Source organism: Paenibacillus sp. S-12, from assembly GCF_030363895.1.
GTDB classification, from domain to species: Bacteria; Bacillota; Bacilli; order Paenibacillales; family Paenibacillaceae; genus Paenibacillus_B; species Paenibacillus_B alvei.
Genome location: NZ_JASIUF010000022.1, coordinates 405084 through 417500 on the forward strand (window position 1 = coordinate 405084; position 12417 = coordinate 417500).

11 protein-coding genes (1 of these 11 cut by a window edge) are annotated in these 12417 nt (G+C 45.4%); 8 read left to right on the forward strand and 3 right to left on the reverse strand.

Annotated features, from left to right (window positions below; genetic code table 11):
• Window positions 1–60: 60 nt before the first annotated feature.
• Both rnpA and rpmH read right to left on the reverse strand, forming a co-directional pair.
• Window positions 61–399 (reverse strand): ribonuclease P protein component, encoded by a 339-nt coding sequence (gene rnpA, locus NO352_RS21845; RefSeq protein ID WP_005545461.1) that lies wholly within the window; start codon window positions 397–399, stop codon window positions 61–63.
• Between the two features lie 209 nt (window positions 400–608).
• Window positions 609–743 (reverse strand): 50S ribosomal protein L34, encoded by a 135-nt coding sequence (rpmH, locus tag NO352_RS21850; protein WP_040735642.1) that lies wholly within the window; start codon window positions 741–743, stop codon window positions 609–611.
• Between the two features lie 872 nt (window positions 744–1615).
• On the opposite strand from rpmH, the gene dnaA reads away from it, so the two are divergent.
• The 6 genes from dnaA (at window position 1616) to gyrB (ending at window position 8061) form a co-directional block, all read left to right on the forward strand.
• Window positions 1616–2971 carry a chromosomal replication initiator protein DnaA gene (dnaA, locus tag NO352_RS21855; RefSeq protein WP_005545462.1) on the forward strand — a complete coding sequence of 452 codons (1356 nt, stop codon included), beginning with the start codon at window positions 1616–1618 and terminating at the stop codon, window positions 2969–2971.
• A gap of 246 nt (window positions 2972–3217) precedes the next feature.
• On the forward strand, window positions 3218–4360 hold the full coding sequence (gene dnaN / locus NO352_RS21860; RefSeq protein WP_289356762.1) for a DNA polymerase III subunit beta: 1143 nt from the start codon (window positions 3218–3220) through the stop codon (window positions 4358–4360).
• 37 nt (window positions 4361–4397) lie between these two features.
• Complete coding sequence (gene yaaA, locus NO352_RS21865) at window positions 4398–4622, forward strand: S4 domain-containing protein YaaA (protein WP_197267165.1); 225 nt, start codon at window positions 4398–4400, stop codon at window positions 4620–4622.
• Window positions 4623–4625: 3 nt separating this feature from the next.
• Entirely contained in the window at window positions 4626–5738 is a 1113-nt protein-coding gene (recF, locus tag NO352_RS21870; protein WP_268599166.1) for a DNA replication/repair protein RecF, read from the forward strand.
• A 27-nt stretch (window positions 5739–5765) separates the two neighbouring features.
• A complete protein-coding gene (gene remB / locus NO352_RS21875) occupies window positions 5766–6011 on the forward strand; it encodes an extracellular matrix regulator RemB (RefSeq protein WP_005545469.1) in 246 nt (81 codons plus the stop codon).
• Between the two features lie 139 nt (window positions 6012–6150).
• Entirely contained in the window at window positions 6151–8061 is a 1911-nt protein-coding gene (gyrB, locus tag NO352_RS21880) for a DNA topoisomerase (ATP-hydrolyzing) subunit B (RefSeq protein WP_268599224.1), read from the forward strand.
• Window positions 8062–8175: 114 nt separating this feature from the next.
• On the opposite strand, the gene NO352_RS21885 is transcribed toward gyrB, so the two are convergent.
• A complete protein-coding gene (locus NO352_RS21885) occupies window positions 8176–8919 on the reverse strand; it encodes a YheC/YheD family protein (protein WP_268622916.1) in 744 nt (247 codons plus the stop codon).
• Window positions 8920–9389: 470 nt separating this feature from the next.
• Between NO352_RS21885 and gyrA the strand changes: the two genes are divergently transcribed.
• Together gyrA and NO352_RS21895 are read left to right on the forward strand one after the other, a co-directional pair.
• A complete protein-coding gene (gene gyrA, locus NO352_RS21890) occupies window positions 9390–11903 on the forward strand; it encodes a DNA gyrase subunit A (RefSeq protein ID WP_171417375.1) in 2514 nt (837 codons plus the stop codon).
• A gap of 153 nt (window positions 11904–12056) precedes the next feature.
• On the forward strand, window positions 12057–12417 hold the beginning of the coding sequence (locus NO352_RS21895; RefSeq protein ID WP_289356763.1) for an HD-GYP domain-containing protein. The gene runs 776 nt beyond the window's last position; only the first 361 of its 1137 coding nucleotides appear in the window; the start codon lies at window positions 12057–12059; the stop codon falls past the right edge of the window.

A 12417-nucleotide genomic window follows, 5' to 3' on the forward strand; every position in this document is an offset into this window, starting at 1 on the left:
TCCCATCTTAAAGGAAACGATTCAACAGGTGTATCGTGCGATATTGCTGACAATTCAATTTCATTTATATATAGAAGCTTTTCGCATGACATGATTGACGCTCTTGGCAAGCTTCTCATAGTCCATCTCTGTTGCGCCTTTGCGCACAATGAACACCAAATCGACATGATCCTTAATGCGATCTGCCTGAAGTCTGACAATTTCCTTGATCATGCGGCGCATTCGATTGCGCACTACCGCATTGCCTATCTTTTTGCTTGCCGATATTCCTACACGGAACCGTTCAACCTTTGGCTGTTCGTATACGTACAGCACCAGCTGATGGTTGGCAAAGGAACGACCATTGCGGTAAACACGGGTAAAGTCTGCGCGATCCTGCAGCCGATACTGTTTTTGCATCGGATCTTTCTCCTATCTGTCCGAATTAACTACGCTCATCCCTACTCGGAAATACTCGAATGGTATGATCCAAGTATAGGCACCTGCGGAACGGAATAAACATTTCTCTCATCTGCACGGTAAAATTCCAATTTGCAAGCAAGAATATATGCTAACTTCGCCTAAAAAAGAAAAAAAGACCACCGAGGTGGTCTTGTATTCACGCGATCTTATGCGCTCAATACTTTTCTGCCTTTTTGGCGACGAGCAGCCAACACCTTACGGCCGTTTTTCGTGCTCATTCTTTTACGGAAACCGTGAACTTTCTTACGTTTGCTCACGTTAGGTTTAAATGTCGGTTTCAACGTATTGCACCTCCTCGAACGAGATATGTCATGGTGAACCATTCATTGCTACGTTTATCTGTCTGCGCAAAATTCCTTTTTACATTTAATCAGAATACGGACCAAAAGTCAATCCTCATCGATCCTCTCCCTCTTCCAACTTCCCTCCTAAAATCATGCGAATTGAAAAAAACGTTCTTATATGTATAGAAACAATTATCCACATTCCGATCTTCGATTAATCTCGACACCTTCGGTTATTCACATGTGCAAAACTAAAAATTATCGACATTTTCCTTTCTTGACCTGTGCACAAAAAATAAGGGGCCTTTGTCCGGACTTGTCAACAAGAAACAGGTTATAAACAATATCTAGTGGTGTAGATAACATTTATGCACAAGTTATTGAATTTGTGGATAAAATCCGCCCGATCATTGAAATATAAGGGCTCATCTGCTATGATTATATTGTTTTTCGGTTGTGAATAGTGGTTGTGGATATTTAATTATCAACAGTCTGTGGATAAAGTTGTGAACAATTTATACTCACTTGTTAAAAAGTTGTTCGACATGATCTGCACATTGTGGATAAATAGTTGTAAGAAACGGTATACTTCGACAGCAGCATGTCTGATGTTTCGTAGAAAGTACGAGAAATTTCTCGACCTATGCAGGATCATCAGCATGTCAGCATAGACCCCGACAATACGCTCTTATCAAGGAAATGTTCCATTATCGACTTTGCATCGACTCGAACTTCCTTCCATAAGAGGGCTTTCTGCGCCTTGCGGAGCCTTTTTGCGTCTTGTCGGGGCAATTGTCCTTTTTTCAGGCGTAATTGCCGGTAAGCGCGTCATATGAAGACGCAGCAGGCTTGAAGGAGTGAAACAATCTGTGGAGCGCCAAGCAAATGAACATTGGCAGGAAATATTGTCCGTTATCCAGACGAAGCTGAGCAAACCTAGCTTTGATACCTGGTTCAAGGCCACAAAAGCTGTAAAGTTTACAGACTCGCAGCTGCTCATTACCGCACCGAATACGTTTTCGGTCGAATGGCTCGAGAGCCGCTATACAAAGCTTGTCAGCTCGACAGTAATGGAAGAAACGGGCAAGCAGGTGGACGTCAAGTTCATTATTGAAGAAGCAGCTCAAGCGGAAGCTGAAATCGTGCAGCCACAGGCTTCACCGGCTCGAGTCGCTGTCTATGATGAACCGGCTTCCAATATGCTTAACCCAAAATATACGTTCGATACATTCGTCATTGGCTCGAACAACCGCTTTGCGCATGCTGCATCGCTCGCCGTCGCTGAAGCGCCGGCTAAAGCATACAACCCGCTATTTTTATATGGAGGGGTAGGTCTCGGCAAAACGCATCTCATGCACGCAATCGGCCATTATATTTTGGAGCACAATCCTGCAAGCCGCGTCGTTTATACGACGTCAGAAAAATTCATGAATGAGTTCATTAATGCCATTCGGGATAATCGCGGAGAAAGCTTCCGCAATAAATATCGCAATATTGACATTTTGCTCATTGACGACATTCAGTTTTTGGCAGGGAAAGAACAGACGCAAGAGGAGTTCTTCCATACATTCAATGCACTGCATAACGAGAACAAGCATATCGTCCTCTCCAGCGATCGTCCGCCGAAGGAGATCGAAACGTTAGAGGAACGGCTGCGCTCTCGCTTTGAATGGGGCTTAATAACGGATATCCAGCCACCAGATCTGGAGACACGGATCGCGATTCTTCGCAAGAAGGCGAAGGCTGAGAATTTAGATATACCGAATGAAGCTATGGTCTATATCGCCAACCAAATCAATACGAACATCCGTGAGTTGGAAGGTGCGCTTACACGCGTTGTCGCATTTTCCACGATGACCAACCAAGATATTACAACTCACTTGGCTGCAGAGGCACTCAAAGATCTCATCCCATCCAGCCGTCCAAAGATGATTACGATCCAGGACATTCAGCATAAGGTAGGAGAGTTTTATGGCTTGAAGATGGAGGATTTCAAAGCGCGCAAGAGAACGAAAGCCGTAGCTTTTCCTCGTCAAATCGCCATGTATTTGTCGCGAGAGCTCACTGATTATTCATTGCCGAAAATCGGAGAGGCATTTGGCGGACGAGATCATACGACCGTCATCCATGCCCATGAGAAAATCACGCAAAATCTGCAGGAAGATCAGGATCTATATAAGGTCGTTCAGAACCTGATCGACAAAATTAAAAATCCAACGCTGTGAACAACATAACAAGCCTATACACAATCTATACACATGTGGATAGGCTTTACTTTATGCCTGTTCAGGAGGGTTATCCACATATTCAGTGCCCCTACTATTACTACTATTATTAAAAAAGATTATATAGATCATCATAAGAAGAGCACATATTCGGCAATTCTCCATTCAAAAGAAGCCGAATGTCACAAGATTCGAATATAAAGCAACACTAGAACGAGCGCAAAATTGGTGTTAGGGAGTGAACGTATGAAACTTTCGATATTAAAAAATGAACTGAACGAAGCGATACAAAACGTATCTAAGGCGATTTCCAGCAGAACGACGATTCCCATTTTAAGCGGGATCAAGGTTGACGTTACGTTTCAAGGGGTAACCCTTACCGCTAGTGATACAGATATATCCATTCAAACTTTTATCCCTGTGGAGGATGATCGCCAAACGATCGTTCAAGTGGAACGTCCGGGTAGTGTTGTTTTGCCGGCTAAGTTTTTTGTCGAAATTATTAAAAAGCTGCCTTCACAAGATGTCGAAATCGAAGTAAAGGAGCATTTCCAAACCTTCCTTCGTTCCGGTACTACCGATATCCAAATGGTTGGACTTGATCCTGAAGAGTATCCAGTTCTCCCTAGTATCGAAGAGAATCAAGTCATTACCGTAAATGGCGATTTGCTGAAGACGATGATCAAGCAAACGGCATTCGCTATTTCTTCCAACGAAACAACGCCAATTTTAACAGGGGTATTGTGGAATTTAAGCGAAGGAAATTTAAAATTCGTATCCACAGACCGCCATCGCTTGGCGAGCCGTACAGCTGATATCCAAGCAGATCCTGACATTCGGTTTAGGAATGTTGTCATTTCTGGCAAAACATTGAATGAACTCAGCAAAATTATTCCGGATCAAAATACGATGGTGGACATTGTTGTTGCAGACAATCAAGTCCTGTTCAAAATCGACCGTGTTCTGTTCTATTCGCGTATTTTGGATGGAACCTATCCGGATACTTCTAAAATTATTCCGCAAAACTATAAAACAGAACTTATTTTGGACACGAAAAAGCTTATTGATGCAATTGACCGTGCTTATTTGCTGTCCCGTGAAGATAAAACGAACATTGTTCGCCTGCAAACGAAGGAAGACGGTACGATTGAAATTTCCTCCAGCTCCTCTGAATTGGGACGCGTTACGGAGCAACTTGATGTGAAGGAATTCAATGGGGATCCACTGCGGATTGCGTTTAACTCCAAATATATGCTCGATGTGTTGAAGGTTGTCGAGTGTGAAAATATTTTCATCGGATTTACAGGCGCTATGAGTCCAATCATCATTAAGCCGACAGAGCACGTAAGCAGCCTGCATCTCATTTTGCCTTACCGTACGACAAACTAAGCAAGATGGTGAACGTGCATCACAAGGAGGAAACGACATGAATGACATCGAGATTCGAACGGAATTCATCACGCTTGGTCAATTTTTGAAATTGGCCAATTGTGCATCAACTGGCGGTCACGCCAAAATCATGCTTGCAGAGAACATGGTGAAGGTAAATGGTGAAGATGAAGCACGACGCGGTCGGAAGCTGTATCCTGGCAACGTCGTCACAGTAGATGGATGCGGAGAGTTCCGTATCGTTTCATCCCAGGAGGCTTAGCGGGTGTTCGTCAAATCGATCGCCCTGCAAAATTATCGCAATTATGGTGCGCTCGAATTGAGTACTGACAATCGGGTCAATATTTTTGTTGGCAATAATGCGCAGGGGAAAACCAATTTGCTTGAATCCATATTTGTGCTTGCCTTAACGAAATCGCATCGTACACCGCGCGATAAAGAGCTTATCGGATGGGAAGGTGAGCATGCACAGCTGAAAGCTGCTGTGGAACGCAAATATGGAACGGTACAGCTTGAGCTTACCATTTCTCGACAAGGGAAAAAGGCCAAGCTTAACGGTCTGGAACAGCGTAAGCTGAGCGGCTTCATTGGTGCGCTTAATGTCGTCATGTTCGCTCCTGAAGACTTGGAGATCGTAAAGGGTTCGCCAGGCATACGCAGAAGATTTCTCGACATGGAGATTGGTCAGGTACAGCCGAGCTATTTATATCATTTGCAGCAATATCAAAAAGTTCTCATTCAGCGCAACAACCTACTTAAGCAAATGTGGAGCAGCCCAAGCGGGCAGGCGAATACGATGCTTGATATCTTTAATGAGCAGCTTGTCATGAATGGTGTTAAAGTTGTAAAGAAAAGGAAACAATATTTAAAGAAACTCCAATCATGGGCGGAGCAAATTCATGCCGGGATCTCGAATGGCAAGGAAGCTCTAGTCATTGAATATAGTCCTTCCTTTACGATGCCAGACGAAGATGAAGCTGTCTTATTCGAGCAATTTATGTTAAAGTTAACACAAATGAAAGACCAGGAGGTGCGGCGCGGCATGACACTTGTCGGACCGCACCGGGACGATCTTGCCTTCTACATTAACGGCAAAGAAGTGCAAACCTATGGGTCTCAAGGTCAACAACGGACGACAGCGCTGTCGCTGAAGCTGGCCGAGATCGAACTGATGCACGAGGAAATTGGGGAGTATCCTGTCCTGCTGCTCGACGATGTTCTGTCTGAGCTTGATTCGATGCGCCAGACGCAGCTGATTGAGACGTTTCAGAGCAAGGTACAAACGTTCATTACGACGACAGGCATTGAAGGCATTAATACCGGCAAGTTGCATGATGCAAATATGTTCCACGTGGAAAATGGGCAAGTCATGCGGTAAGAGGTTGTTCTAAGGGGAGTGAGCGCTATGTATATTCACTTGGGCGGAGAAAGAGTCATTCGTTCCTCGGAACTGGTCGCCATTTTTGATGTATCGATTGAGAAATCATCCAAGCTGTCTAAGCAGTTCGTGGCGAATGCGCACAAAGTGAAGAATGTTGAGGCGATAGGCGAGGAAGAAGCAAAGTCCATCGTCGTGACGAAGGGAAAAGTATATTACTCTCCGATTTCATCTACAACATTGAAGAAGCGTGCGCATCATTTTAACGAGTAGCGAACATTGCATACAGCCTTGTTGACAGCGTCATCTTGGTTTTCCTCTGCACAGCAGTTTGGATTCTGGGATGATGCTCTTGCAATTACATGCGATTGGCATAATGAACGGTACTGAAATTAGAGAAGTAGGTGAAGGCATGTCTGTGAATCATAACACGTATGATGAGAGCCAGATTCAGGTACTGGAAGGCTTGGAAGCCGTACGCAAACGGCCGGGGATGTATATCGGTTCAACGAGTGCCAAAGGTCTGCACCATTTGGTATGGGAAGTCGTCGATAACAGTATCGACGAGGCGTTGGCTGGGTATTGCACGAAAATCGAAGTAACCGTACATGAAGACAACAGCATCACGGTCGTGGATAATGGCCGCGGTATTCCAGTCGGGATACAAGAAAAAATGAAGCGCCCCGCTGTTGAAGTTGTTATGACTGTTCTTCATGCGGGCGGTAAATTCGGCGGCGAGGGATACAAAGTATCCGGCGGCTTGCATGGTGTCGGTGTCTCGGTCGTAAATGCCTTATCTACCAGCTTGGTCGTCACCGTGAAACGAGACGGACATATCCATCAGCAGGAATATCGTCGTGGAGTTCCACAAGCAGACTTGGAAATTATCGGGGATACAGAGGAGACAGGTACAACGATTCGCTTCCAGCCTGACCCCGAAGTATTTACAGAAACGACAGAATACGACTACGATACACTCTTATCCCGTATTCGGGAGCTTGCATTTTTGAACAAAGGCATTCAAATGGTGCTTACTGATGAACGTACCGGACAATCGGAAACGTTCAAGTATGACGGCGGAATTAAAGAATTCGTTGAGTACCTGAACCGCAATCGCGAGAAGATGCATGAACAGCCTATTTACGTGGAAGGCTCCAAAGATTACATTACGTGCGAGATCGCACTCCAATATAACGATAGCTATACCGAGAATATTTACTCTTTTGCCAACAACATTCATACGCACGAAGGCGGTACGCATGAGTCTGGCTTTAAGAGTGCACTTACGCGAATCATTAACGATTATGCTCGGAAAATGAACCTCATGAAGGACAATAACTCGAACTTAAGTGGGGACGATGTCCGTGAGGGTCTGACCGCGATTATTTCCGTGAAGATTCCAGAGCCGCAATTCGAAGGGCAAACGAAGACGAAGCTCGGAAACAGTGAAGTACGCAGCATCGTAGAGTCTGTATTTTCTGAGAAATTCATGGAGTTCTTGAATGAGAATCCGATGGTATCGAAGAAGATCGTCGAGAAGGGGATGCAGGCATCCCGAGCTCGAGAAGCAGCTCGCCGTGCACGTGAGTTGACGCGCCGCAAGAGTGCGCTCGAAGTGAGCTCCCTACCAGGTAAGCTGGCGGATTGCTCCTCTAAGGACGCTGCACATTGCGAATTGTTCATCGTCGAAGGTGACTCTGCGGGTGGTTCTGCGAAGCAGGGCCGCGATCGTCATTTCCAGGCGATCTTGCCGCTGAAGGGTAAAATCTTGAACGTTGAAAAGTCTCGTTTGGATAAAATTTTATCCAATGCAGAGATCCGGGCGATTATTACGGCACTGGGTACAGGGATTGGCGAAGACTTTGATCTTGAAAAGGCTCGCTATCACAAAATTGTGATTATGACCGATGCCGATGTTGACGGTGCTCATATCCGGACACTGCTTTTGACCTTCTTCTATCGCTACATGCGTAAGCTTATCGAAGCGGGATATGTGTACATTGCACAGCCGCCGCTCTACAAAATTGAGCGCAATAAAATTGTTCGATATGCAGATAGTGATAAGCAGAAAGATGAGATTATTGCTGAGTTTGGTGAAGGTGCGAAAGTTAACGTTCAGCGTTACAAAGGTCTTGGTGAGATGAATGCGGAGCAACTGTGGGAGACGACAATGGATCCTGAAAGCCGTAAAATGCTCCAAGTGTCATTTGATGATGCGAAGATGGCTGACGATGTGTTCGACACGCTCATGGGAGATAATGTAGAACCGCGTCGTGATTTCATTCAACGCCATGCCAAGTTCGTTAAAAACTTAGACTTCTAATCGCATCCATTCATTCGGAGGCGTGTGTTCAATTGAATGCACGTTGGAGCGGTTTAAGATCAAGCCCCAGTTCCATATCAGGACTGGGGCTTTGATATAGATGAGGGGTTATTGCTACTTTAAACGTCCATATGCTTTCGCATTCCGGACAATGCGGCGATATGCAGCGGGATTGAATGTGCGGTACACATAGATAGCTGGCTTGGTATTGACTTCCAGGATCCAAGGGTGCTTATTTGTATCGAGCGCTATGTCCAGCCCAAGCTCTTTGAGGCTCTTGTGTTTTTTGCTTAGTTGTGTCCCTACGGACAAACCGATTCGTTCCAGCTCACTGCGAAGCTGCCGAATTGAGCTTCCATTCGAGTGGGGTTTCATGAGAACCCGCAGCGATTCCATTTTCCCCCCGCTGCTAACGTTCGTTACAATCTTGTGGGCGGCTGCCTTTCGTCCTAAAATCGACATAACCTCCCATTTGTTATTCAAGTTCTTTTGTACGAACACACGGAGATCGAACTTCCTTCCTCGATGGGACAGCATATGGATACCTTGTTGGATCAAGTATTTCCGCTTTCTGATTCTTTTTTTGATTTTAGCGGTCAGCGATTCTATATCAGTAAAGGTACTCGTGGAGGTTCCTTCTCTCAATTCGAATGAATTATTGGCTCGCTGCGTAACACGCATAACACCTTTCCCATGGGTACCTAGGTCAGGTTTCACATACACCATTTGATACTGATTGAGCATCTCCTTTAACCGAAGTGCGCTATAGACGGATGTTTTAGGAATGTAGGTACTTAGTGAAGAGTCTTGCAAGATTTTCGTCTTTTTCCATTTGCTAAGAATGCGCCGACTAGACATTCATACATCACCCTTTTCATTTTGTTTGTCGAATGGATGGAGAGTGCAAGATACCCAGTTGGTATCAATGTATGATCATGTAGACAAATAGAAATAGTACAATCAACCATATGAAGAGGAAAATGTTCGGATTTTGGGCGGTTTCATGGAACGTTTAATTGTATCTCTTTTGTGAAAGTAATATAATATAAATAGTGCAGTTATGGAATTGATGAGTATGATTTTATCCGCATGATCAGACGAGATTAGAAATTCTCCCTTGAGAGCATGACTGATGTTAAGCTTGAACTAGCTTATCTAGTCATGTGGGGAGTTTCGATATGGACTAGATAAAAGATTATTCGTCCGTGGAAATGGTTCGACCCCATTTATGGGGGGAAGGGCCGTTTTCGCTTGTAGGGCAAATTTTTATTTTGCTTTTTGCTAGAAGATGCTGACGCTGTTAAATACGAATTTTGAGGAGGTCCAGCATGGCGGAAGAACAACAACCGCAAATCAGGGATCGCGACATCGGCACAGAGATGCGGGAATCATTCCTGGATTACGCGATGAGTATCATCGTAAGCCGCGCTCTGCCGGACGTGCGTGATGGATTGAAGCCGGTTCACCGACGTATTTTGTATGCGATGTCAGACCTCGGCATGGCACCGGACAAGCCGTATAAGAAATCAGCGAGAATCGTTGGGGAAGTAATCGGTAAGTATCACCCGCATGGTGACTCTGCTGTTTATGAAACTATGGTGCGCATGGCGCAGGATTTCTCGCTTCGTTACATGCTCGTAGATGGCCACGGGAACTTTGGTTCTATTGATGGTGACTCGGCAGCAGCGATGCGTTATACGGAAGCACGCCTTTCCAAGATCGCAATGGAATTGCTTCGTGATATTAACAAAGAAACAATTGACTTCGCACCGAACTATGATGGCGAAGAGCAAGAGCCTGTTGTATTGCCGGCTCGCTTCCCCAACTTGCTCGTAAACGGGGTATCAGGTATCGCGGTCGGCATGGCAACGAACATCCCACCGCATAACTTGACTGAAGTAATTGATGGTCTGCAGGCGCTTATTAAGAATCCAGAATTAACGCCAATGGACTTGATGGAATACATCAAGGGCCCAGATTTCCCGACATCCGGATTAATTATTGGCCGAGAAGGTATTCGGCAAGCGTATGCGACCGGACGTGGCTCTGTCACAATGCGGGCACGTGCGACGATCGAGGACAATAACGGCAAGGCTCGTATCGTTGTCCACGAGCTGCCTTATCAAGTCATTAAGGCTCGCCTCGTTGAGAAGATTGCTGAACTGGTACGTGAGAAGCGTATTGACGGCATTACAGACCTTCGTGATGAATCAGACCGTAACGGAATGCGCGTCGTCATCGAACTTCGCCGTGATGTGAATCCAAATGTCGTTCTGAACAACCTGTACAAGCATACAGCGATGCAGAGCAACTTCGGTATCAATATGCTGGCTCTCGTGAACCAGGAGCCTCGCGTTCTTAACTTGCGTGAGATGCTCCATTATTATTTGGAACATCAAATCGAGGTTATTCGCCGTCGTACCGAGTTTGACTTGAAGAAGGCTGAGGCACGCGCGCATATTCTCGAAGGGCTGCGCATTGCGCTTGATCATATCGACGAGATCATTGCGCTTATCCGCGGCTCGAAGAATGACGAAGAGGCACGCGAAGGCTTAATCACTCGATTTGGTCTTAGCTTCGACCAAGCTCAAGCGATTCTCGATATGCGTCTGCGCCGTCTGACCGGCTTGGAGCGCGAAAAGATCGAGGCAGAGTACAATGAATTACTATTGAAGATTGCGGAATACCGTGAAATCTTGGCGAACGAACAGCTTGTGCTGACCATCATCAACGATGAGCTTGAAGAAGTGAAGCAGAAGTATGGAGATGAGCGCCGTACAGAAATCACGATCGGAGAGGATAGCATACTGGATGAGGATCTGATCCCTCAAGAGGATGTTATCATCACGATTTCGCACAGCGGATATATTAAGCGTCTGCCGGTAACCACTTACCGCAGCCAGAAGCGCGGAGGCCGTGGAGTAGTTGGCATGGATACGAAGGATAATGACTTCGTTGAGCATTTATTCGTGTCCAACTCGCACCATTACCTCATGTTCTTCACGGATAAGGGGAAAGTATACCGGATAAAGGCGTATGAAATTCCAGACTTGAGCCGCACAGCAAGAGGTACACCAATTATCAATTTGATTCAAATTGAGCAGGGTGAAACCATTAGTGCGGTAATTCCGGTCGTTGAATTTGAATCCGACAAGTACCTGTTCTTTGCAACCCAGCAAGGGATTGTGAAGAAGACTCCGCTCGATGATTATGTCAACATCCGCAAGGGTGGCTTGATCGCCATTAATTTACGCGATGACGATGCTCTGATTGGTGTTCGTTTAACGGATGGCGAACAAGAGATCATTATGGGGACGAAGATGGGGATGTCGATTCGATTCTCAGAGAATGATGTACGCTCCATGGGCCGTTCTGCTACCGGTGTCAAAGGGATTACACTGGATAGTGATGACCAAGTAATCGACATGGACGTCGTTAACAAGGACAATGATGTGCTTATCGTTACAGCCAAGGGTTATGGCAAGCGTACACCAATGGAAGATTATCGGATCCAAAGCCGTGGCGGTAAAGGGATCAAGACGATAAATGTAACCGATAAGAATGGTGCAGTTGTTGGCTTGAAGGTTGTACAGGACGAAGAGGACTTGATGATTATTACGGCATCAGGGACAATTATCCGTACGAGCATGTCAGGCATTTCACAAATGGGCCGATACACCCAAGGTGTTAAACTTATTAATATTCGTGACGATGATTCCGTATCTACGGTAAGTCGCTGTGATAAGAACGACGAAGATGAAGAGTCTTCTGAGGAAGCATTGCAAGAACCGGATATGACAGAAGGGGAAGCACCTTCTACCTCAGAGCCGGATTCAGAATAGAATGATGAATGTTACGATGCAGCAGTAGTAAGCATTGACATCAGGTAGGGCGTATTCTTTTATAGAGTGCGCCCTTTTCCTTGAAATAATCAGATACATAATAAGAACAATTAAAATCCATATGAAGAGGCCAACAGGAGCGTGTAATGACCTATGGTATTCATTCTCGTCTCACAAGCTAAGCCAGGAGACCAATTGGAGCAGGATGTGATGACAGCACTTGGCGGCGTACTTATGTACAAGGGCAGAACGCTCAGTGTACGCGATTTGGATGTCCTTGATGCCTTTCTAATTAAGTCGGTAGCAGTGTTGAACTCTTATACTGTTCCAGTCACAGATATAGCTGGAAATCGTTCAGATATGCCTGACAGCAAAAATAGTGAGCCGACGATCAATCAATCTGTAATGCGTCATGCAGGCAAATTCCAGCATGATGCCGGTTTTGTTGAATCATGGCTTCAAATGGTTAATCTAATGAAAAATATGTATAAGACAACAGGAGCTACGAAGCTGC

Bases quoted from the DNA above. Each gene is read 5' to 3' on its own strand.
- rnpA (WP_005545461.1), bottom strand. From the start codon at position 399: ATGCAAAAACAGTATCGGCTGCAGGATCGCGCAGACTTTACCCGTGTT.
- gyrB (WP_268599224.1), top strand. From the start codon at position 6,151: ATGTCTGTGAATCATAACACGTATGATGAGAGCCAGATTCAGGTACTG.
- remB (WP_005545469.1), top strand. From the start codon at position 5,766: ATGTATATTCACTTGGGCGGAGAAAGAGTCATTCGTTCCTCGGAACTG.
- NO352_RS21885 (WP_268622916.1), bottom strand. From the start codon at position 8,919: ATGTCTAGTCGGCGCATTCTTAGCAAATGGAAAAAGACGAAAATCTTG.
- yaaA (WP_197267165.1), top strand. From the start codon at position 4,398: ATGAATGACATCGAGATTCGAACGGAATTCATCACGCTTGGTCAATTT.
- dnaN (WP_289356762.1), top strand. From the start codon at position 3,218: ATGAAACTTTCGATATTAAAAAATGAACTGAACGAAGCGATACAAAAC.
- gyrA (WP_171417375.1), top strand. From the start codon at position 9,390: ATGGCGGAAGAACAACAACCGCAAATCAGGGATCGCGACATCGGCACA.